We start from the raw sequence: 21,420 nt of genomic DNA, 5'->3' as shown, positions 1-21,420 counted from the left end.
GCGCGCGCGGCGAGCCTCAGGCGGCTAGCGGACCGCGCTCGGGTTCGTCGGCGGCGCGCTTTTCATCGCATTGCGCATCGGCTGGAACGCGTGCGTTTTCGAGTTCCGCGATGCGCGCGACCGCGGCCTTCTTGGTCCTGCCCGCGCGCGACGGCGGCTGGCATGCGCCGCACACGAAACCCGACTGGAGGTCGTGCTTGTGCGCGATGAACCTGCCCTTGCAGCGGCAGCACGGCGTCTGCTGCAGGATGTCGGCTTCGAAGAAACGCACCAGCGTCCACGCACGCGTCAGACTCAGGACGATCTCGAGCCGGTTGTGTTCGCAATGCTCGACGTACAGCCGATACGCCTTGGTCAAGGAATCGAGACGTGAGCAACCCGTCTGCTCCTTGAGGAACAGATACATGTTGTAGAACAGCGATGAATGGATGTTGGGCATCCAGGTCATGTACCAATCCGCCGAGAATGGCAGCATGCCTTTGGGCGGAGGCGCGCCTTTCAATTCCCGATACAGACGGATCATGCGGTCGCGCGAAAGCGTCAGTTCCGTTTCGAGCAACTGCATGCGCGCTCCCAGTTCGATCAGGGCGATCGCGCGATAGACCTCTTGTGCGTCGTCGCTAATGCTTTTGCGGAGCATGGTCGCCATCCTCACGCAAACTGTTCTGCCGGCTGGCCCGCCAGCAGGATCGCCGCGTGCGTGGGGCCCACGTCCACATGCGTGGAAGGTTGCGTCAGCGCGGACAGCAACGTGTGATCGTTGAACCGGAACGCGCACAAGAGCTGATTCGAGCTGCAAAGCTTGATGACTTGCGCCGGCGAGAGGTTCGCCAGAATCATCGCGATTTCCGGCGAAAGCCCGAGTCGGAACATGGCGACGGACTTGTCCTCGAGCAACATGCGCTGCGCGAGGATGATGTACGAGAGGTTGATCTCGCGGATCGAGTCAAGCGATTCACTACTATTCATGGTTTCCCGCTCTTCGGAAAAACCCCGTTGTTGCTGCCGGCATTGTGCCGTGCGGTTTTTTATTTCCCATGCGCCGTCGCCGGACGCCGGTGGCTTCTTGATACAGACGTTACATTTAGTCACAAATTCCGCGTAAGCGTAGAGTTGGCCGAATGGAAATGCAAGCGTGTCGATTTGGCGCTTCCTTTCCGAATCTATCGAACCGACAAGGTCGCTTCGGCCACCGGGTGGCGCGCGTGCGGCGCTTAGATGGAGTTGTTGGATTTCGGCATCGTGTGCCGGCGTTTCCGATGGTGCGGGCCGCGGCGCAAGGTGCTGCGTTACCACGGCAAAGTCATGCCGATGGCACTAACGTTGCGTCACCCGGCGGCTCATCCCGTACGAGGAGACAGACGCTCGTCGTCACGAAGATCCCGCAGGACTGCGCGCCGCTCGCCTTGCGTTGCGGTTTCGCTCGAAAAAAAGCGCCGGCGATGACGCGCACGCTTCAGCCGGCGTCACGGTGGTCCGGGCGCGGATCGTGTGCGGGATCTTGCTGGGGCGCTTCATCGGCCGGTTCGATGTTCGCCGCCACGATGACGGCGCCGAGACCCGCATGACGCGCGAGCAAGGCGAGCAGTTCCGGCTTCAGTCCGTCACCGCGCTGTGCTGCGAGGGCATGAAACGATAGAAGCGGCAACATGGCGAGACTCCGTGGATGCGAACCTGTCGGTTCGGAGTCGTCAGGCTATCGCCGGAGTTGGCCGGATACGTTCCGTTTCTTGCTCATCAATTTGGCGAGCCTGGTTCGCATTGCGTCGACGTCGAAGCGATACAGGGCAGGGCCGCAGACGGAGACCGGGTGCCTGAAAGCACGGGTCACTTTCTGCGTCGCTGATTCATGAGTTTCACGATGTCGATCGTGGGCGAACTGGTGAGCAGCCGGGGAAGATCGTCGAAATGAACCCAGCGGCACCTGGAGATTTCGTTGCTCGGTCGGGCTTTCGCGCGAGCCGGGATCTCGCACGAGACGACGTGATGATGCTTCTGCTTGCCTCGAAAGTCGAAGAGGTGCTTGGCGGATTTCCCGAGAAGCCGTGTCTCTTCCTTGAGTTCGCGCAGCGCGGCGTCCAGGCGTTGCTCTCCGCGTTTCAGCATCCCGCCCGGCAACGTCCACTTCGACTGATCGCGTGCAACGAGGAGAATTCGCTTCCCTCGGCGACAGATCACGGTGGCGCGCTTCTTCAAAACGACCTCCCATATGTCCAGGTGACATCGAGCCGCGCTCGATGCGGCAGCGTATCGGGTCGTGCCGGATATAACCGCGCATCGTAATACAGGTATTGCAAGGGCAGGTCGATATTCCAGCGCAAACGCGGCGTGGACGCCACACGTCGCAGACCCTTCATCAAACCTTCATGGAAACCGGATTGCGAGGACATCGCTGTGCTAAGGTCTTGCGACACTATCTTCTCGCGATGCTGAGGGCTGCAATGGTGGATATGGATGCCGACTGGCCTTTGCCGCAACCGGTCAATCTGTTCAAGGCGGACCGTCGATCGGCGGATTCATCGCTCTCGGAAACCAGCTCCATCGCAAACACGTTTTCATCGCTGGCGACACCCGTGGTCGCCGAGGCCGTGAGGCGGGCGCGAGAACTGGCTACGAACTGCGATGCCGAAGGCTTTCATCAGCTTCGAGTCGCGTTCAGAAAGCTTCGTGCGCTGTACTGGGCCTATTCCCCTTACCTCGGCGAAGAGGCCACCGCGCAGGCCACCGGGGAGTTCAAGCGCCTTGCTGCCGTCGCGGGCGGAACCCGCGACTGGGATATTGCAGGCGGCCTGTTGAAAGCCGCTCAGGAATCGCGGGCATCGATGGGGCTCCTCGTGGCCGCTGCGCAGGAGAAGCGGGCACAGGCCGTGGCGCATAGCCAGGCGATGATACAAAGCGACGTCATCGAAGCGTTCCTCAACGATGCCTTGCTTCGCGCTCGCGTGACCCTGGAGTCCAATTGCGACGACCTCCTCATTCGAGACTTCGCCGAGAATCGCGTTCGTCGTGCGCGGCGCGCGTTGAAAAGGCGCAGCAGGTATGCCGCTCGCCTGGAGACGGCACACGAAGAAGACCTTCACGATGTTCGCAAGGCCGGCAAGAAACTGAGGTATCTGCTGGAGTTCTTTCGGCCTGTCATCAAGAGCGGACACGGCCGCGCCATTCGGAAGCTGACGTCGGTGCAGAACAAGCTCGGGCAGTTCAACGATATTGCCGCAAGCGAGACGCTGATTCGAGGCGCGATATTCGACGGCGTTCCGCCCGAAGTCGTGCAGGAATCGCTGCAATGGCTTGAAAAGCAAAAGGGCCGGCGCATGCGGGCAGCGTCACGGCATGTCCGGGCAATTGTGGACTGAGTCTACATCGGCGGCGGTCGCATTTTCCGATTTGCCGATGCGAATCGCGAATCCTTGAAATGACCGCATCGCGAATCTATGCTGATTGAGCAGATGGATTCGAGCCGCAGGCCCGTGCGGACGTCGTCGGTCGAAGGAGACGCTCATGCGTCGCTTGTTCTTCTTCATGGTCTTCGTGTTCGCGAGCGCGCTGCCGCTTCATGCGAATGCGGACCACGATCAGGACCACGCGCGACACGGCGATCATCGCGCCCTCAAAGTGTTCGACGCACAAGGCAAGTTCGTCGGACGGCTTGCGTCGTACCACGGTTATGACGGCGTGTACCTCGACATCGACGGCGCGATCGTCTTCGCCGCCGTGACGTGGCTGCGCATCGATCCCAACAACGCCGATTCATCGAAGTTCCAATGGTCGACGTTCGGGCCGTTCAATTACTCGACGACCGACTGCAGCGGCTCGCCGATCATTCCGCCTGGCAGCGGCCCGCGGCCCTCCATCGCGATGCGAAAGGGCGCCGACGTCACGCTGTTGATCGCGGGCGATACCGTTTCTACGCCGGCCCGGATCGTCGCGGTCTTCGACGGAACGAATTGCGCTCCGCCGCCGACGATCGGTCACGTGCCGCCTTCGACCGCGCCCGTGCCTGCATTCAGCGCCGAGACGAACTATCCGCTGACGGCGCATTATCCCGAGCCGCTGAAGATCGGCTATTGATTGACCGCATCGACGGAGAAGCGTGATGTGTCGACTTCTGGTTGCGTTGCTCGTCATGTGCGCCGGCCTCAGTTTCGCGGGCGGGCGCGACGATGCACGCGGCGCGGACGACGATGCGCGCCTGCCGATGGTGTACGACGCACAGGGCAGGGCGATCGGCCCGCTGGAGTTTTTCGGGGGCGTCAACGGCGTGTATATCGCGATAGACGGCGAGCCGGTTTTCGTGACCGTCGATCACAAGCTCGTCGGCCCCTTGCAATACTCGGCGTCCGAGTTCGAGTGGGCCGCTGCGCAGTCCGTGGGATACGCGACGACCGACTGCAGCGGCAGCGTGCTCGTTCCGTACTCGGCCAGTCCCACGCCGGCGATAGCGGTCAGAAACGGGGTCGACGTGACGGTTTATACCGCCGTCGACGGATATTCCGGCAATGTGCACGTGTACTCGCTGAGGCAGACGGACAGCTCCGGCGCGACGTCCTGCAGCGCTACGCCGTTTGACGAAGGCTCACTGTACTGGGCGGTCAGGAGCACTTATCCGCTGACCCAGCACTATCCGGAACCGCTGCATGTCGCCTATTGACGCAACCCGAGCGCGATCTAGACGGAGTCCGAAATGAAACGCTGCCTGATCGGCGCACTGTTCGCGATCTACGCGAGCGCATCGCTCGCCGACGATTTCGCGCACCACGAGCGGCATCGCCCGGTCAGGGTGTTCGATGCGAACGGACACGCGATCGGGGATCTCACGAGTTTCAGCGCGCAAAACGGGGTCGCGTTCACAGCCGGGGATGCGACCACGGTCGTGCCCATCACGCAGGTTCAGGACGCGAACTATCATTTTTCCGCGACCGACTTCAAATGGCTCGCGGTGACGTTCGCTCAATACACATCGACCGATTGCAGCGGCGATCCGGTCATCGAATCGCTCTGGGGACCACGAATGGCGCTCCCGCTGAGGCAGGGCAGCGATGTGGTGGTGTACTTCGCCGCCGCGGGTCCGGCGCAGTCCATCGTGGTGCGCTCGGGCACCAATACCGACTCGTCCGCATGCAATCCATACCCGAGCCCGTTCACGATCATGGGCTATCCGAGCGCGGCGAAACGCGTGATCACCCGCGATCATCCTGAGCCGCTCAGAATCGGATATTGAATCGCCGAGGTTCGGATCTGCCATGGTTCGATAACTTCGACCGCTTCTTGATCAAAGTAATTCGTTATCCGAAGTGAATGAGACAGAGACGTTGCGCGTCGCCATCAGCGTGATATTCGGATTCCATCGGCCATGTGCCGGCTCGTCGAGTATCGCAGCAAGAAACGGGGGGCGCCCGATCGCTCGCGTCAATATCGTTCAGGCAGAGGGAAGCGATTGCGTCTCCCTCTTCCCACTTCAATCAATGAGGAATTCACCATGTCCATGGAAAATGACAACAAGGCCGTCGTGGGCCGCTGGTTCAACGATTTCTGGGGCAAGACATGCAACCTCGATATCGTCGATGAACTCGCCGCGCCCGACATGCTTCTTCGATATTCGCTGCACGAACCGCGCCGCGGCCGCGAAGACATCAAGGCATTCATGACCGATTTCCGCGAAGCATTTCCGGATCTCAACTTCTGGGGCGCCGCCGATCTTATCGCCGAGGGAGATTATGTGGTCGGTCGCTGGGAAGGCGGCGGCACTCACACGGGCCCGGCATTCAGCGACTTTCTCGCTGGATCGTTGCCTGCTGCGACCGGCCGGAAAATGCACTTCACCGGCACGACGGTGCTAAGGCTCAAAGACGGGAAGATCGTCGAGGAGATGGGGCTGGATGACGGCGTGACCGCGCTTCAACAACTTGGACTCATCAAGGTAGCCTGAGCGAAGGCGCCATCTTTGCGCAATCTCCGAGCGACGCGGTGTGATTCAACGCCGCAATGACGACGGGCCGGGCGAACCCCGGCCCGTTTTGCGGAAGTGACGCCGGGCATTCGAAGCGAACTATCAAAAGCGCAATCAGAAGGCGGCTGGTCGTCAATGCGCCGAAGACCGTATGCATCATGCGCTTCAATCAAACGACCCTGCGAAAGCGTGTCATTTGCCTTGCAATTTGAACGACGTGCACTAACGTTTTGTGTAGGACGCCGATTCAAACCGGCAACTCACAACCTTCCACGACCTGTTCGAAAAGCTCGAACGGGCGGCTTATATTTGCCCTCGATACATCCCTTTCCGCGGGATTTCACATACCGACGGAGTCTGCAATGCGAGCCAGATCGTTTCTATTGAGTTCATTGACGCTGCTAGTGCTGCCATGCGTCGCATTGGCGGATAGTGTCAGCATTACGAGCAACAACTCCACGCTGAAAGTCACGCGCGATGATCCGATCTACAACCTCTCGACACCCAGCGATCCCGTGCAACTGCTGAGAACGCTCGAATGGACGGTCGATGGCCGGCGTATTCTGGTCTATCCATCGGGTCCGTCCACGTTTCTGGATATCGGGCACATGCATTCCGATGCGCACGTCAGCGCGAATCAAATTCACGTGCAGGGTCCGATGCTCGGCTATGCGACGAGCGCGAGCTCCGGCGTGGTGGTCGGCGGAGTCGTCTACGCGGTCGAAGGCGACACCTCGGGAACGCTCAATTCGCGCCTTACCGAGAAAGTCGACATTTTGAACAAGGGCAGTTCGGCCGTATCGCTTTCATTGACCGGACTCGGTTTCAAGCCGACTCAGTCGAGCCTCGAGGTGCCGGATTACAGCGGCCTCGATGTCATCGGCACGACGGTCGCGTTCATCGTCAACGGCCCGATCACGGAAACGCCGCCGCCCTTCGGTCAGGTCTCGGTGCTTCCGGTGGTGTCGTTTGCGGGTTTCAATCCGCTGTTCAACCAGAGCGTGTCGCTTCCGGCCGGCTCCACCTTGTCGATGATCACCGAACTCAAGGTGTCGCCGACCGCGAGCAAGATCCAGCAATTCCTTCGCGAACGCGTACCCGATCGCCTCAAGGACTCCCCGTATCTGAACAGCCCGTTTATCCGACTGCCCTGACACTCATACCCGTCGCAGTCCGCCGCGCCGTTCGCCTTCCCTCTGATAGCAGATGCGATCCATACGGCGCCTGGCGCGTCGTCATAGCCGCTTGCCGATGACTTCGCTGAAACTCACGCGCCGTCACCGTCGAGTCTGACCCTTCGGGCCGCTTCGGTCAGAACGCCCGCATCGCCGAGGCGCTTCAGCGCACGCTGCAAGGGCGACGCGCCCCCGCCGCGACATGCGGCCGCGCCAAATATTTCCTGCGTTCACTAAATATTGCAAGAAATTTGCCGTCATTGCGCGAAGACGGGCGTCGCAACGCGCCTGCCCCGATCACATCAATCAAAAACAACCGAACAGGCAGCTCATGAGTGCGCAGCACCAGGTATTTCGCATCGTCAAGATGTGCGGCAAGACCGTTTCCGTGGGTTTTGGGTTTCTTTGCTGCGTATTGCCGCTGGACGCGCATGCTGCGACCTTCCTCGATTTCTCGAGCGGCCTGAGCGGATGGACGCATTCCAGTTCCGTCTCCGCGCTCAGCACGACGAGCGCCTTCACGGTGGGCGGTCAGCCTTACTCGCTCACGCCCGCGGTCGGCGACCAGATGGTGAAAATCACGCCGAGCGGCGGGTACGGCCAGGTCGGGACCGTGGAATCCAGCTTCGGGTTGACGCCGGGCAGCATCAGCAATCTCGTCAGCGGCACGACGAACTATGGCTACATCTACAAGCAGTTCACGCTGGCCGCGGGCACCTATACCTTCGCCTGGGCATACGCCGCGAACGACTACCAGCCCTACAACGACGGCGTGATGTTCTCGGTCGCGGGCCAGGGCACCCAGCAGGTCGGCATTCTCGCGCTCAATGGCGCGTCGCCGACGTACACGCCGGCGCAGGCGGGCACGCTCGTGCTCGGCAGCTATGGCACGACGCAGTGGATCACCACGAGCTTCACGGTCGGCGCAACGGGCACCTATACGATCGGCTTCGCGGACTTCAACTACGGCGACACCTCGGCCAATCCGGTGTTCTATGTCTCGTCCAGGCCCGGCACGTTTACCGGCACACCGGTCGCGACGACCGGCGGCGTGCCTGCCTCCGACATCGACACCACCACGCCGTACTTCTCCTCGAGCGATCTCGGCACGAGCGTGAACCCCGTGTTCAGCGGCGGCACGCTGCGTGTGGACAGCGCGACGATAGGGAGCGCGTTCTCGATCGGCGCGGCCGGCGGCACCATCGACCAGAACGGCCAGACGTCGACGTTCACGGGCGTGATCGCCGATGCCGCGAGCGGTGCGCCCGGGGCGCTCAATATCGTCAATAACGCGAGCGGCGGCAGCGTCACCCTCGCGGGCGTCAACACCTACACGGGCGCCACGCATGTCGGGGCGGGCGCGACGCTCGCACTCGCGGGCGCGGGCAGCATCGCGGCGTCCTCGAATCTGTCGGACGACGGCGTGTTCGACATTTCCGGCCTCAGCGCCGATACGTCCGTCAAGTCGCTCTCCGGCAGCGGCCAGGTCGCGCTCGGCGCGCGCACGCTGTCGTTCACGAATGCATCCGGCACCTTCACGGGGACGGTTTCCGGCACGGGCGGACTGCGCGTGCAGGGCGGCACCGAAGTGCTCACCGGCAACAACACGTACAGCGGCGGCACGACGCTGGCCGGCGGCTCGCTGCATATCGCGACCGATGCGAACCTGGGCAACGCGGCGGGCGCGATCGCGTTCCACGGCGGCGACCTCACCGTCACGCAGTCGATGGATACGGCTCGCGCCATCGTCATCGGGGCCGAGGGCGCCTCTCTGACCACGCTCACAGGCGTCACGCTCGACGCGAGCGGCCCCATCAGCGGCACGGGCAGCCTCGTGAAGAACGGCGCCGGCACGCTCGCGGTCGGCGGCGCGAACAGCTTCACGGGCGGCACGCTCATCAACGGCGGCACGGTGCAGATCGCCAACGGCTCGGCGCTCGGCAGCGGCGCGATCGTGCTGAACGGCGGCACGCTCGGCACGACCGCATCGCTCACCACCGGCCAGCAGATCGTCGCCACTGGCGCTTCCACGGTCGATGTCGCCGCGGGCACGAGCGCGGTGCTATCGGGCGCCATCGCGTCCACCGCGGGTGGATCGTGCCTGAGCAAGTCCGGCGCCGGCGCGCTGACCATCGCGGGCACCGCTTCGTTCGGGAGCGGCGCGTGCGTCGCGGCCGGCACGCTGCGCGCGAACGGCTCGATCATCGGCGCGGTCGATGTGCTCGCCGCGGGCACGCTGCGCGGCGTCGGCTCGATCGACGGCGCGATCTCGGTGAGCGGCCGTCTCGCGCCGGGCAACTCGCCGGGCACGCTCGCCGTCAACGGCACCGTGACGATGAACCCCGGCAGCACCTTCGAGGTGGACATCGACGGCACCGGCACGGGAACCGGCGCCGGCAACTATTCGAGGCTGCTGGTGTACGGCGCGAATCATACGTTCGTCGCGGCGGGGACGCTCGCGCCGCTGCTGCGCGGCATTACCGGCGACGCGACCAACACCTTCGTGCCGAGTCTCGGCGATACGTATCGCATCGTCACGGCCGAAGGCGGCATCAGCGGGCGCTTCGACACGCTCGCGCAACCGTCGGACGGCCTGCAGCCGGGCACACGGCTGCAGGCCTTCTATGACATGAACGGCAGCAACAGCATCGACGTGCGCGTGACGCCGGTTTCGTATGCAACGACGCTCGCGGCGGAAAACGACAACGCGCGCGCGGCGGCCGCGCTGCTCGACACGATCATGGGCGCGCAGGACAGGGGCGCCGCGTCCGCGTTGCAAAGCCAGCTGATCTACGAGGTGGCCGCCGCGCAGGCTGCGCAGATCGGCCCGGTCACGAAGACGCTCGCCGGCGAGATCCACGCGGACATGGCAGCGGCCGCGCCGCGCGCATCGCTCGGCGTGCAGGGCCAGGTCGCGGCGCATCTTTCGGATATCGCGACGGGCGGCATCGATCACGGTCAGACGCTCTGGGCGAACGTCACGCACGGCAACAACACCTCGTCGAGCGACAGTCACGCTTCCGGCTTCACCTCGCGCGACAACCAGGTCGCGACGGGCGCGGATATCGTGCGCAATGCGACGACGAAGGTGGGCGTCGGCTTCGCTTACACGCAGACCAACGTGTCGGCGGATTCGGGCAACGGCGCGATCGAGGAAAGCATGGGCTTCGTGTACGGACAGCATGCGCTCGGCCGCGTGTTGATCGACGGCACGCTCGGCTACGGCGCGCAGAGCTGGGACACGCGTCATGCCGATGCGCTGGGCAACACGGCCGGGCTCACCAGCGGCACGCACGGCCGCGACGTGCTCGCCGCCACGGGCGTGCGCTTGCCGATGGACTTCGGCACGCAGCGGCTGGAGCCGTTCGCGCGGGCCATCTACCAGCACGTGTCGCGCGACGCGAGTTCGGAAGGCACCGCGTCGGCCGCGGCGCTGTCGCTCGACAGCTACTCGGGCAACGGCGTGCGCATGATGACGGGCCTCGCCGGTGGTTCGCGCGTGCAGGACCCGCTCGCGCAGCGCGTGACCTACCGCTTCACGGCGGCCGTGGGTGTCGATGCCGGCAGCCTCACGCGACCGAGCGTCGACGCGAGCCTCGCGGGCCTCGCGCTCACGACGACGTCCCCGCATTCGGGCCGCGTGTTCGGGCAGATCGGTCTCGATGGCACGCTGCGGGTGTCGAAGAACGGCCATCTGTTCGCCCATGTCGAGGGCGAAGCGGCAGCGCGCCGTACCGCGTACGGCCTGACGGCCGGTGCGCGGGTCGCATTCTGAGGCTCGATGTAGAAGCAACGCGGATCGCGGTTGACGCGGTCCGCTTGCGTGCGGCGCGAGAGACGAGACATATCGTGTAACGACGCGGCCTGACGGAGCACGATCAAGGGGATAAGTTGGGCTGCGACGAGACGCCGGAACCGGCGGTTTGTGCGCCAATGAGCGCTACCGATCCTTTCGCGGTTGCGATGAGTCGCCGATACAGCCAAAATCACGGCGCTGCATCATTCGAGGGCGAACTGCATTAGCCTCTTGGACATCGCCGCAGGAACGAACGGGCTCCGCGCCCGTTTTTCTTTTGATCTGTTGCTCGAGCCGCGCGTTCCAAAGATGCGCAATGTCGTCCGTCCGACTGCTGCGAGCGCCATCAAAAACGAACTGCGAGCCCGTTAATTCGCGCGGTCAGTTCCCGAACGGGTCCACAGTCTCTTTGGCTTCGGTGCTGAGGTTATATTCAGCGCGGACGGCCTTGAGCACCTCTTCGATGTTGCGTTCGAATCCTGTCGCATTGCCGAAGTGGGTCATGGTCCAGTTGCAGCCTGTCTTGTCAGGCTCCTGGAGCTGCGGCCGCGGGACACGAATCTTCACGCCATCCTCGACGATGTCGTGCATTCGATGGATTCGCCGGTCGACCTCTTGCTGAAGCCGCGACGCATTCAGTGTCTTGCGTATCATGCAAGGCTCCTTTCGAGAATTCGAGCCAGTCTACGCTCGTAGCGGATCGGCCCAATGACCGCGACGGGTCGACCAGAGCGGCTGCATCGTCGATATTGTCGGTGATCTGCGCGACGCCGTTGAAGCAGCCATCGATGAGCAGCGTCGCAAGCCCATGCACGCAGGCCCATCCGGCCGTCATCTCGATCGCTCGCGCAGTGTCGATGCGTCGAATCGGGCGGTCGGACACGTCCGGTCGCGCGATCGTGCCGGCGAGCGCTCGAAGCGACATGCGCCGGTGGCGGCAGTGCGACTGCGGGTCGATGCCGGACTTTTCCTGATCGTGCTGGCGTCGATCGCACTGCGCCAGCCGTTCACGCTGCAGCATGCCCGCGAGAAAGTGGCGGAAGCGCTTCGGAACTCGCCGCATTTTCTGCGCGTGTTCTACGCGATGACTTTCGCTTGGGCGCTCGCGTTCGCCGCGATGGTGGCGGCCGATCTGTTGACGACTTAAGTGCCTTCGATGCCGCACTCGGCGGCGATCGTCATCACGGTCGTTGCGCTCTATGCGGCGATCAAATTCACAGGATGGTACCCGTCGCAGCAGGGTGAGGAGCAGCGGGCTTAGCTTGGGTTCGGCTTTGCCATGGTGCAGATGCTTCGTGCGATCAGTGCGATATTGCTGCCAATTCTGATAATGGCCAGTAGCAGTCTTTCGCGCTTTCGCCTCAGCGGACAATCATGCGTCGCTTTCGCGCAAGTCCGGTCATTCAATAGTCTGCATTTAACACCCGGCGCGATCAACGAGGCGTGTAAGAAAACTTCTGTCCGCCGACGCTGGCCTCATACATCAACCCACCCTTGGCCACTGTAAACACGGCCATGCCTTTTCGATAGCCACCTGAAGTTTTAGCATCTTTCTTGCCGCCGCTTACGTTGGTGGAGGTGCCGCCGGCCGTGCCTGCCTGTGCGCCAGCCGCCGCAGTGATCGCGATCGCATTGGCGTCTGCGCCGAATTCAAAGTTGCCATTAGTGAATTCTTTGAGAGCGTGCTCATCCTTGAACAAAATGAGTTCGCTGTACACCTGGCCGCCAAGTTGCAAGCCCACGGTGAGCTGCGTCATCGACGTGTCGCCGATATGTTTCCCTTTCTCATAGACGCGGCCCTTGCCGTGGGCTCCGCCTATACCGACCCCTCCCTTACCGATCTTCGGGAACACAGCGTAGCCATAGGCATTACGCAAAAGATGGCCGCTTTCTCCCGCGTTCTTGAACAGGTTGAGTGCGTCTGTATATTCATCGGCCCGAACAGCGGAAATCGGCAATAGCAGCAGGACTGCGAGCGTCAACATCAGGCGTTTGAGCATGATAAGTTCTCCATGGATTGATCGGTCTCGGGATTGACCCTGTCCGTCGAGAAGTCCTAAGGGGTCTTTTCGCCAAGTTCACGATACGCTTGTCTAATGGTTATCGAGCTTTCCTGACCCGTCGCCGCCGCAGTGGATTGAGTACTTACCGCAGTGGCGTCGCTTGTTTTTCATCGGATAGTTATCGTTACCGCAATCAGCACTGCGTGCAGCATAAATTTTGAAACCAGTTCATTCCCCTAAGGTTCTCTGCCTTGGCCATCAAGAAAACGGTCAGCTAGTTTGATTGTTTGTGTTCTGCTCGGAACCTGTTGCGTTTGATATGCAACGCCTATAGGCAAACGCAGTATCGCTTCTGCGACTTGTCGGATTTTGACTTCAATCAAGAACTTCGATCAAATAGGCCATAAAAATTTCGTCATCACCGAAGTATAGGTCGACGACTACGTCATTCGCATCTTCATCGTCGGCAATTCGGTGTGCATGCCGTGACGCTTGCGTTACTTCGACTCGTTGGTGGCGTGGTCGCCTTCTGATTGAACGGTCTGAACTGCCACGCATGCTTCGGGACGAGGCAATCGGCACTGCATGGACGCAGTTCCAACGTGGCGGCTCGATGGTGGGTGCCCACATCTACTAAACTGGGCAATGTACTGCACGCATCTCTGCGCGAAGCATTGCGATTTCTTGTTTGCCTGTGGCAATTGGAGATGCGCGATCGGTTGTTCGACACGAGTGTACGCCACGATTCCCGCGCGGAGTTGACTTGATGAACCGCATCGTGATGCAGATGCTGGCTGTGATCTCCGTCAGTTGCATAGTGGCGGGCTGTAGCGCGGTTCCGTCGACAGTTTCGATACCTGGATATCGAAATCGGGCCGTGACGCGAATCGAAGGCGGGATCGAGGTCTCGACAGCCGTACTGTCGTCAGAGGAAAGCGCTGCGGCATACGGTGTCCCGCTTGCGGATAAGAAGATCCAGCCCGTCTGGATCGAGGTTCGGAATCGTGAGGACCGCAACTACTTTCTGCTGTCGCCCGGCCTGGATCCGAATTTCTTTCCTGCATCGGAGGCGGCCGAGGCATTCACCGACAATGCTTCACCCGACCAGCGGGGCGACCTCGAGCGTCGCTTCCGTAGTCTCGCCTTTCATAACCCCATCCGTCCCGGAGCGATGGTCTCGGGGTTTGTGCTGACTAATCTCAACGCAGGCGCGAAGCTCGTGCAAGTGGATCTCGTCGCGAGCGGAAAGGCCCGGACGCTGTCCGTTTTCGTAGCCGTACCTGGATTTGAAGCCGACTACAAGCGCAGTCAGGTGTTCAAACGCGCTACCGATCCGCAAGAGTCCACAGTGAACTACACGGATGACGCTGATTTTCGCGAAGCGCTCGAAGCTCTGCCATGCTGTGCGACGAACGAGGACGGCTCGAAGAATGGCGACCCGCTCAACCTGGTGATCGTCGGCAGCCTCGACGACGCCTTTCCTTCACTCGTCAGGCGGGGCTGGAGCGTCACGGAGCGAAAGTGGTCGGGCGCAATCAGGCAGATGATCAGCGCTGCGCTCTCCGGCGAACCGTATGTGAACGCGCCCGTGAGCGACCTTTACCTGTTTGGAAACGCGCAGGACATTGCGCTGCAGAAGGCGCGGGGCGACATTCACCAGCGCAACCACATGCGACTCTGGCTCAGCACCATGCGCTATCGCGACAAGCCCGTATGGGTAGGACAGATCAGCCGCGATATCGGAACTCGCCTGACGTGGCACACGTCAACGTTCACCACGCACAAGATCGACCCCGAGGTGGATGAGGCACGCACTGCGCTGACTGAAGACATGGCGTACTCGCAGAACCTCATGAAGATGGGTCTGGTGACGGGAGTGGGTGCTGCGCAGCAAGGCGCGCCGCGCAAGAACCTGACGACCGATCCGTATTACACCGATGGCTATCGTGTCGTGCTGGTATTCGACCACGCACCGAGATCGCTATCGGAAATTGAAGTCTTCCCTTGGATCACGCCGTACAAGGTCTTGCACCTGACGCCCGGAGCGAAGCCATGAGCATTTCGCGGACCCCGGACCAGGGACGGGCACCTGCGGGACTCGCGATATGCCTTGCGCTTACGCTGGCTGGTTGTTCGACATGGCACGCCCCGACCGATGCCGACGATGGGCCGCTGCGTCAGCGCGCGGTCAGCGCCGCCAGCCACAGCGTGCGCGTGAGCGCGACTGTGCTCGGCAGTGAAGACAGCAGGCGAATGTATGGCGTCGATGTCAATAGTACGGGAGTTCAGCCGCTATGGGTCGAAGTGCAGAATGGAACGTCGCAGGTGCTGTGGCTATTGCGCTCGGGTACTGACCCGGACTACTTTTCGCCTCATGAAGTTGCATGGTCCATGCATGCACTATTTGGCGGCGCAGCGAATGCGCGCATGGACGCTTATTTTCGTGAGCTCAGGCTCGACAACCCGATCCCGGCGGGTGAAACCCGCTCAGGCATTCTGTTCACGAACCCCGATCAGGGCATCAAGCTCGTCAACGTTGATCTGCTCGGAAACCAGACGTTGATTCCCTTCTCGATTTTTCTGCCCGTGCCCGGCGGCACGATGGATCCGCGTCTCTCGCAGATTCCCTTCCCGTTCCCCGAAACTTTAGTCACGGACTACCAGGACCTCGCGTCGGTGCGCGCGGCACTCGAACGACTGCCATGCTGTGCCACCGACGCGAGTGGGACCGTTCAGGCCGATCCGCTGAATGCCGTTGGCATTGGCCAGCTCACCGACATTGGGGCGGCGCTGGTACGGCGCAACTATCGGCGTGACGAGCGCGAGTCGGACCTCGTGCAGCGTGTCTTCGGGCGGGAACCGGACTTCGTCATGCGCAAGCAGGCGCAAGCGGGTGCGCCTGCGACCTGGATACGGGGCTGGCTCGCCCCGATCCGATTTCAGGGGCAATTAGTCTATGTCGCGCAGGTGGGCCGCCCTGTCGGAGGTCGCTTTGCGCCACGCGGCGAATCACATCTCGTCCTGCACGAGAACGTCGACGAGGCGCGCAACGTCCTGATCCAGGACCTGATGTACTCGAGCGGTGTTGAAAAGCTCGGATTTGCAAACGGTGTTGGCGCGACATCGCCGGCTCATCCCCGGACAACGCTCGACGGCGCGACGTACTATACGGACGGATTGCGTGCGGTCGTGTTTTTCGCGACCCGGCCGCGCAGCCTGTCGGATGTGGATTTTCTTGACTGGGTGCCCTATCTGGAGGAGCCAGATACTCGTCAAACTGGAACAACCGGCAATGCGAGCCAGTGACCCGAAATCGATTCGAACGCTGATGCAATTCACACGTCAGGTGATCGCGTTCCTCAATGCGCGCTGTTGGATCGGCGTTTGGTTGGCGACGTCGTGTGTTTTTTTGGGCGCATGCGCTACGAAGCCACTTATCCCGTACTCGGCCGATACGCCCCCGATGGTTCTCGTGCCCGCATCTCAGGCTGGTGTCATGGACAAGCGGGGACGCTTTCGAGAGATCTATTGCGCGGTTCTTGAAGCACACCATGCGGAGTTGCCTGATTACCGGCCCTGCGAGCAAGCATTGACGTGGGTAGGAGCGGAGCCCGCGGGCTCCGGCAAGCCCGTCGAGCTGGGCCAATCACGACGGCACCTCATCGCGGCCATCGTGCCGGGGATCGGCTATGACTGCTTCAAGCCGTGGCTGAATCCGCCCGAAACCGTCGCGGCGCACCTGCGCCAGTTCGGTTTCGACGCAACCCTGATCGACGTCGATGCGCTGTCGAGCGCCACCAACAATGCACGTCAGATTCGTGCCGCGATCATGGCGATCCCGGCGCCCGAGGGTGCGCCGCGCCTCGTACTGTTCGGTTATTCGAAGGGTGCGCCCGATATGCTCGAAGCGCTGGTTGCCTATCCGGAAATCAAAAGCCGCGTCGCGGCGGTGGTGAGCGCAGCGGGTGCGATTGGCGGATCGCCGCTTGCCAACGACGCCGAGCAGTATCAGGCAGATCTGCTGCGATACGTTCCGGGGGCGACCTGCACATCGGGCGACGGGGGCGCCGTAGAGAGCTTGAGACCGGCGATTCGCAAGATGTGGCTCGCACAGCACCCGCTTCCCGGCGATCTGCATTACTACTCGATCGTGACATTCCCGCAGCCGGAACACATCTCGTCGATATTGAAGTCGAGCTACGACAAGCTCGCTCGCGTCGACTCGCGAAACGACAGTCAGGTCATCTTCTACGATCAGGTCGTGCCTGGCAGTACGCTTCTCGCTTACGTCAATGCGGATCATTGGGCGCTGGCGGTGCCGATTGCGCGGACGCATCCGACGATAGGGGCGCTCCTGGTGACCAAGAACGCGTATCCACGCGAGGCTTTGGCAGAGGCCATCCTTCGCTTCGTGGAGGAGGATCTCGGAGAGCCGGTCCGCTGAGCTGCACTCGCTGATTTGTTCGTACCGCGTGATGTACAAACATCTTTCACGCTTGTCCCGAAAGCGTCCGGCTAGCTCTTACGCGGAACTCTGGGTATTGCAATTTATTTGCTGGCGCCGCCACGTAAATCCGCGAAGGAGCCTTCGCCCTAACTCAACGGCGCAAAGCTCGCTTCTTACGCTCGCGCGGTTCGCTGCCTGTATCGACCGGAGTGAACGGCGCCTGGAATCGACTGACCAGGAAATCGATGAATGCGCGCGCGCGAGCGGTCTGATTCTTCTGCCGGGGATAGTAGACAAAAAGATCGGCCGAAGGCAGCACTGTGCTCGGCATCACGAGATTGAGTCGGCCGCTCTGTACATACTTCGCGAGATCCCATTCCGACCGGATCAAAATTCCATGTCCCTCGAGCGCCCAGCGAAGCACGATATCCCCGTCGTTGCTCGATAACGCCCCTTTGACCTTGATGGCTTCGGTATGGTCATTGACGATATAGCGCCACACGCCATAGGCATCGTCGTTCTGTCTATGAATGATGCAGCGATGTCGAGCCAGATCCTCGACGCGCTCCGGCGTGCCGTACTTCTCGAGATACTTCGGCGCCGCACATAGAAAACGCCGGTTGCTCATGATTCGCCGCGCGCTGAGCCGGCTGTCCGGAAGCTCGCCGAAGCGTATCGCCATATCGAAAGCACCCTCGATCAGATCGACAGGGCGGTCGGTCACCTCGAACTGGACTTCGACGCTCGGATAGCGCTTCGCGAATTCCGAAACGAGCGGGGCGATGGTCGTCCGGCCGAATCCGAGCGTTGCATTGATACGCAACAGTCCTTGTGGATCACGGCCGGCGCCGGAGAGCGCCTCTTCCATTTCGCGTACCTGACCGACGATGTGGGTCGCATAGCGCAGATACGTTTCACCTTCCGGCGTGAGGCTGACGCTGCGTGTCGTTCGATTCACCAAGCGCACCCCGAGCCTTTGCTCGATCACGCCAAGCCGCTTGGTCGCCGCGGGCGGAGACAGATCGAGCGCTCGTGCCGCCCCCGACAGGCTCTTGAGCTTCGCCAGCAGGATAAAGAACTCGAAGTCGGTCGCGGTCTGCGTTTCAGTATTCACCGAACGTGAAAAATGATATGAATGAAAGTGCAGTTTAGCAGCGTTTTTCACGGTTAAGCTACGTCCCATGTCGCAGCCGTCGGGCCGCGATACCCGCCAAAACTCTGGAGACATTGCCGTGAGAATCGTCGAAATCCGCGAAAAGACCGTACCGATCAGCTCCCCCATTCGTAACGCCTACATCGACTTCAGCAAGATGACGTTGAGCCTGGTGGCCGTCATCACCGACGTCATTCGGGACGGCAAGCCGGTGGTCGGCTACGGCTTCAACTCGAACGGCCGCTATGGCCAGGGCAAGCTGATGCGCGAGCGCTTCATTCCGCGCATCCTCGAGGCCGACCCCGCTTCGCTGGTGAACGACGCAGGCGACAATCTCGACCCGCACGAAATCTGGGCGACGATGTTCACGAACGAGAAGCCCGGCGGTCATGGCGAACGTTCGGTCGCTATCGGCACGATCGATATGGCGATCTGGGATGCGGTCGCGAAGATCGAGGGCAAGCCGCTGTTTCAGTTGCTGGCCGACCGCTACGGCAACGGTCAGCCGGATCGCAAGATCTTCGTATACGCGGCGGGCGGCTATTACTATCCGGGCCAGGATCACGGCAAGCTCAAAGACGAGATGCGCAGCTACATCGACCGCGGCTACACGGTCGTCAAGAAGAAGATCGGCGGTGCGTCGCTCGACGAAGACCTTCGCCGTATCGACTCCATCCTGAGCGTGCTGCAAGACGGCCAGAAGCTCGCGGTCGATGCCAACGGTCGATTCGATCTCGACACGGCGATCCAGTATGCGAAGGCACTCTCGCAATACGACCTGTTCTGGTACGAGGAACCGGGCGACCCGCTCGATTTCGAGCTGCAAGCCACGCTGCGCAACTACTACGCCAACCCGATGGCGACGGGCGAAGACCTGTTCTCGATGCAGGACGCCCGCAATCTCATCCGTTACGGTGGCATGCGTGCCGACCGCGACTGGCTTCAATTCGATTGCGCGCTGAGCTACGGTCTCGTCGAATATCTGCGCACGCTCGACATGCTGCGCGAGCACGGCTGGTCGCCGAGCCGATGCATTCCGCACGGCGGTCATCAGATGTCGTTGAATATCGCAGCGGGTCTCGGCCTGGGCGGCAACGAATCGTATCCGGACTTGTTCCAGCCGTACGGCGGTTTCCCTGACGGCGTCAAGGTCGACAACGGCTACATCACGATGCCGGACCTTCCGGGCATCGGCTTCGAAGGCAAGTCCGACCTCATCGTCGAGATGAAAAAGCTGTCCGCTTAACCTCCACGCGGAAGCAAAAGGCACCGGCGGTTCTCGTCGGTGCCGCGAACATAAAAACAAAGCAACGCAGGCGAAAGATGGCCGTGCTCACCGCAGCGGGTTTGCTCCGCTGTGGGCGCGCTCGTCCTTTTTCTACGAAAAGACGCCAGGCATAGGAGACAGACATGCTGGTATCACGAGTCAGGAAATCTCTCTCGAAGCTCTACGTTCAAGTTCTGATCGGCATCGTCGCCGGCATTCTTCTCGGACATTTTTATCCGGACATCGGCTCGCAACTGAAGCCGCTCGGCGACTTGTTCATCAAACTCATTCGCATGCTGCTCGCGCCGATCATCTTCGCGTCGGTGGTCGTAGGCATTGCTCGAATGAGTAACCTTCATGAAGCCGGGCGCGTCGGCGTCAAAGCGGTCCTGTATTTCGAAGTGGCCTCGACGATCGCTCTCCTTGTCGGCATGGTCGTCGTGAACGTGTTCAAGCCGGGCAGCGGCATGAACATCGATCCCGCACATATCGACGGGTCGGCCATCTCGACCTATACGACGGCCGCGAAGCAGCACGGCATGCTCGACTTCTTCATGGGCATCGTGCCTAACAGCATCGTCGGCGCTTTCGCCAACGGTGAGATGCTGCCCATCATCTTCTTTTCGTTGTTGCTCGCCGTTTCGCTTGCCAGGCTCGGACCCCGAACCGCGCCGTTCGTCGATATGCTCGACATGTTCCTCCAGGGGATGTTCGGTGTGGTGCGAATCGTCATGTACGTCGCGCCGATCGGTGCTTTCGGCGGCATGGCGTTCACGATCGCCAAGTACGGCATCGGGACATTGGCATCGTTCGGTCAGTTGATGCTGTGCCTGTATTTGACATCGATATTCTTCGTCGTCGTGGTGCTCGGCCTGGTCATGAAAATGTGCGGACTGTCGCTCTTCAATATCTCCGCTACATCAAGGATGAAATCCTCATTACGCTTGGAACGGCGTCGACGGAGGCAGTGCTTCCGCAGATGCTCATCAAAATGGAGCGGATGGGCTGTTCGCGCCCGGTCGTCGGCATGGTGCTGCCGACCGGATACACCTTCAACGCCGATGGAACGGCAATTTACCTCACGATGGCTGCGCTTTTCATCGCTCAGGCGATGAATGTCGACCTGACGATTTGGGACCAGTTGCTCGTTCTCGGCGTCCTGCTGCTCACGTCGAAAGGCGCGGCGGGTGTGGCAGGCGCGGGCTTCGTGGCGCTTGCCGCCACGCTTGCGTCTATGCACAAGATTCCCGTCGAAGGCCTCGTGCTTCTGCTCGGCGTCGACCGCTTCCTTAATGAAGCGCGAGCCGTGACCAACCTCATCGGGAATGGCGTGGCGACGGTCGTCGTAGCGCGATGGGAGGGGCAGCTCGACATGGAAACGGCACGTGCCGTCCTGGGCCGTCGGGCCGGTGGCGATGATGACGACCGTGAACCGTTCGCCCGACCCGAACCCGCGTCCGCGATGGCCCGGCAGACCTCGGTGCGCTCGAACGCTCACTGATGGATGACGCCCGCTTCGATGCAACCCTGGTGCATGCGGCCACCGGAATGATGAATCGCCAAACTCTTCGAACCAGACAGAAATGAACCAGCAATCGGACAACGCCGCCTTTCGTCAGGTTCCCGTTT

19 protein-coding genes and 1 pseudogene are annotated in these 21,420 nt (G+C 61.5%); 13 read left to right on the top strand and 7 right to left on the bottom strand.

Features of this window, described 5'->3' with window-relative positions:
* Window positions 1-16 precede the first annotated feature (16 nt).
* The 4 genes from flhC to U4Y90_RS30925 all read right to left on the bottom strand — a co-directional run bounded on the left by flhC (window position 17) and on the right by U4Y90_RS30925 (window position 2,196).
* A complete protein-coding gene (gene flhC / locus U4Y90_RS30940) occupies window positions 17-640 on the bottom strand; it encodes a flagellar transcriptional regulator FlhC (protein ID WP_321800399.1) in 624 nt (207 codons plus the stop codon).
* 11 nt (window positions 641-651) lie between these two features.
* Complete coding sequence (gene flhD, locus U4Y90_RS30935) at window positions 652-969, bottom strand: flagellar transcriptional regulator FlhD (RefSeq protein WP_321800473.1); 318 nt, start codon at window positions 967-969, stop codon at window positions 652-654.
* Between the two features lie 487 nt (window positions 970-1,456).
* Window positions 1,457-1,651, bottom strand: a complete 195-nt coding sequence (locus U4Y90_RS30930) for a hypothetical protein (protein ID WP_321800397.1) — start codon at window positions 1,649-1,651, stop codon at window positions 1,457-1,459.
* A gap of 176 nt (window positions 1,652-1,827) precedes the next feature.
* Window positions 1,828-2,196: an NUDIX hydrolase gene (locus U4Y90_RS30925; RefSeq protein WP_321800394.1), complete on the bottom strand. Its 369-nt coding sequence runs from the start codon at window positions 2,194-2,196 to the stop codon at window positions 1,828-1,830.
* Window positions 2,197-2,444: 248 nt separating this feature from the next.
* On the opposite strand from U4Y90_RS30925, the gene U4Y90_RS30920 reads away from it, so the two are divergent.
* From U4Y90_RS30920 to U4Y90_RS30890, 7 genes are all read left to right on the top strand, one after another.
* The gene (locus U4Y90_RS30920) at window positions 2,445-3,356 is read left to right on the top strand and encodes a CHAD domain-containing protein (protein ID WP_321800472.1); all 912 of its coding nucleotides are present in this window, start codon (window positions 2,445-2,447) and stop codon (window positions 3,354-3,356) included.
* A gap of 145 nt (window positions 3,357-3,501) precedes the next feature.
* Window positions 3,502-4,071, top strand: a complete 570-nt coding sequence (locus U4Y90_RS30915) for a hypothetical protein (RefSeq protein WP_321800392.1) — start codon at window positions 3,502-3,504, stop codon at window positions 4,069-4,071.
* Between the two features lie 25 nt (window positions 4,072-4,096).
* On the top strand, window positions 4,097-4,651 hold the full coding sequence (locus U4Y90_RS30910) for a hypothetical protein (RefSeq protein WP_321800390.1): 555 nt from the start codon (window positions 4,097-4,099) through the stop codon (window positions 4,649-4,651).
* Window positions 4,652-4,684: 33 nt separating this feature from the next.
* On the top strand, window positions 4,685-5,221 hold the full coding sequence (locus tag U4Y90_RS30905) for a hypothetical protein (RefSeq protein ID WP_321800388.1): 537 nt from the start codon (window positions 4,685-4,687) through the stop codon (window positions 5,219-5,221).
* Window positions 5,222-5,479: 258 nt separating this feature from the next.
* Complete coding sequence (locus tag U4Y90_RS30900) at window positions 5,480-5,929, top strand: ester cyclase (RefSeq protein WP_321800386.1); 450 nt, start codon at window positions 5,480-5,482, stop codon at window positions 5,927-5,929.
* Between the two features lie 383 nt (window positions 5,930-6,312).
* A complete protein-coding gene (locus U4Y90_RS30895) occupies window positions 6,313-7,104 on the top strand; it encodes a hypothetical protein (protein ID WP_321800384.1) in 792 nt (263 codons plus the stop codon).
* Between the two features lie 352 nt (window positions 7,105-7,456).
* Window positions 7,457-10,900, top strand: coding sequence for an autotransporter domain-containing protein (locus U4Y90_RS30890; protein WP_321800382.1), 3,444 nt, complete (start codon window positions 7,457-7,459; stop codon window positions 10,898-10,900).
* Window positions 10,901-11,302: 402 nt separating this feature from the next.
* Here the strand turns inward: U4Y90_RS30890 and U4Y90_RS30885 are convergent, their stop codons facing one another.
* The gene (locus U4Y90_RS30885; RefSeq protein WP_321800380.1) at window positions 11,303-11,575 is read right to left on the bottom strand and encodes a hypothetical protein; all 273 of its coding nucleotides are present in this window, start codon (window positions 11,573-11,575) and stop codon (window positions 11,303-11,305) included.
* Between the two features lie 154 nt (window positions 11,576-11,729).
* On the opposite strand from U4Y90_RS30885, the gene U4Y90_RS30880 reads away from it, so the two are divergent.
* Entirely contained in the window at window positions 11,730-12,068 is a 339-nt protein-coding gene (locus U4Y90_RS30880; RefSeq protein ID WP_321800378.1) for a hypothetical protein, read from the top strand.
* A 286-nt stretch (window positions 12,069-12,354) separates the two neighbouring features.
* Here the strand turns inward: U4Y90_RS30880 and U4Y90_RS30875 are convergent, their stop codons facing one another.
* On the bottom strand, window positions 12,355-12,921 hold the full coding sequence (locus U4Y90_RS30875; protein WP_321800376.1) for a YSC84-related protein: 567 nt from the start codon (window positions 12,919-12,921) through the stop codon (window positions 12,355-12,357).
* A 769-nt stretch (window positions 12,922-13,690) separates the two neighbouring features.
* On the opposite strand from U4Y90_RS30875, the gene U4Y90_RS30870 reads away from it, so the two are divergent.
* Genes U4Y90_RS30870 through U4Y90_RS30860 form a run of 3 tightly spaced genes read left to right on the top strand, consistent with a single transcriptional unit; the run spans window position 13,691 to window position 17,368 of the window.
* Entirely contained in the window at window positions 13,691-14,980 is a 1,290-nt protein-coding gene (locus tag U4Y90_RS30870; protein ID WP_321800375.1) for an LssY C-terminal domain-containing protein, read from the top strand.
* A complete protein-coding gene (locus U4Y90_RS30865; RefSeq protein WP_321800374.1) occupies window positions 14,977-16,230 on the top strand; it encodes an LssY C-terminal domain-containing protein in 1,254 nt (417 codons plus the stop codon). Before U4Y90_RS30870 ends, U4Y90_RS30865 begins: the two co-directional genes overlap by 4 nt.
* Window positions 16,231-16,252: 22 nt before the next feature.
* Complete coding sequence (locus tag U4Y90_RS30860; protein ID WP_321800372.1) at window positions 16,253-17,368, top strand: hypothetical protein; 1,116 nt, start codon at window positions 16,253-16,255, stop codon at window positions 17,366-17,368.
* 154 nt (window positions 17,369-17,522) lie between these two features.
* Here U4Y90_RS30860 and U4Y90_RS30855 read toward each other — a convergent pair whose 3' ends face one another.
* Entirely contained in the window at window positions 17,523-18,485 is a 963-nt protein-coding gene (locus U4Y90_RS30855; protein ID WP_321800470.1) for a LysR family transcriptional regulator, read from the bottom strand.
* Window positions 18,486-18,603: 118 nt separating this feature from the next.
* On the opposite strand from U4Y90_RS30855, the gene U4Y90_RS30850 reads away from it, so the two are divergent.
* Entirely contained in the window at window positions 18,604-19,770 is a 1,167-nt protein-coding gene (locus tag U4Y90_RS30850; RefSeq protein WP_321800370.1) for a mandelate racemase/muconate lactonizing enzyme family protein, read from the top strand.
* A 164-nt stretch (window positions 19,771-19,934) separates the two neighbouring features.
* Window positions 19,935-21,292, top strand: a pseudogene (dctA, locus tag U4Y90_RS30845) (C4-dicarboxylate transporter DctA).
* Window positions 21,293-21,420: the final 128 nt, after the last annotated feature.

The organism is Caballeronia sp. J97, from assembly GCF_905220305.1.
In the GTDB taxonomy this organism is placed as follows: domain Bacteria; phylum Pseudomonadota; class Gammaproteobacteria; order Burkholderiales; family Burkholderiaceae; genus Caballeronia.
This window is presented reverse-complemented; position numbering and strand designations above follow the sequence as displayed.

Excerpts from the sequence above, each read along its gene's own strand:
- flhC (WP_321800399.1), bottom strand. The coding sequence starts at position 640 with ATGCTCCGCAAAAGCATTAGCGACGACGCACAAGAGGTCTATCGCGCG.
- flhD (WP_321800473.1), bottom strand. The coding sequence starts at position 969 with ATGAATAGTAGTGAATCGCTTGACTCGATCCGCGAGATCAACCTCTCG.
- U4Y90_RS30930 (WP_321800397.1), bottom strand. The coding sequence starts at position 1,651 with ATGTTGCCGCTTCTATCGTTTCATGCCCTCGCAGCACAGCGCGGTGAC.
- U4Y90_RS30915 (WP_321800392.1), top strand. The coding sequence starts at position 3,502 with ATGCGTCGCTTGTTCTTCTTCATGGTCTTCGTGTTCGCGAGCGCGCTG.
- U4Y90_RS30910 (WP_321800390.1), top strand. The coding sequence starts at position 4,097 with ATGTGTCGACTTCTGGTTGCGTTGCTCGTCATGTGCGCCGGCCTCAGT.
- U4Y90_RS30905 (WP_321800388.1), top strand. The coding sequence starts at position 4,685 with ATGAAACGCTGCCTGATCGGCGCACTGTTCGCGATCTACGCGAGCGCA.
- U4Y90_RS30900 (WP_321800386.1), top strand. The coding sequence starts at position 5,480 with ATGTCCATGGAAAATGACAACAAGGCCGTCGTGGGCCGCTGGTTCAAC.
- U4Y90_RS30895 (WP_321800384.1), top strand. The coding sequence starts at position 6,313 with ATGCGAGCCAGATCGTTTCTATTGAGTTCATTGACGCTGCTAGTGCTG.
- U4Y90_RS30890 (WP_321800382.1), top strand. The coding sequence starts at position 7,457 with ATGAGTGCGCAGCACCAGGTATTTCGCATCGTCAAGATGTGCGGCAAG.
- U4Y90_RS30885 (WP_321800380.1), bottom strand. The coding sequence starts at position 11,575 with ATGATACGCAAGACACTGAATGCGTCGCGGCTTCAGCAAGAGGTCGAC.
- U4Y90_RS30880 (WP_321800378.1), top strand. The coding sequence starts at position 11,730 with ATGCACGCAGGCCCATCCGGCCGTCATCTCGATCGCTCGCGCAGTGTC.
- U4Y90_RS30875 (WP_321800376.1), bottom strand. The coding sequence starts at position 12,921 with ATGCTCAAACGCCTGATGTTGACGCTCGCAGTCCTGCTGCTATTGCCG.
- U4Y90_RS30870 (WP_321800375.1), top strand. The coding sequence starts at position 13,691 with ATGAACCGCATCGTGATGCAGATGCTGGCTGTGATCTCCGTCAGTTGC.
- U4Y90_RS30865 (WP_321800374.1), top strand. The coding sequence starts at position 14,977 with ATGAGCATTTCGCGGACCCCGGACCAGGGACGGGCACCTGCGGGACTC.
- U4Y90_RS30860 (WP_321800372.1), top strand. The coding sequence starts at position 16,253 with ATGCAATTCACACGTCAGGTGATCGCGTTCCTCAATGCGCGCTGTTGG.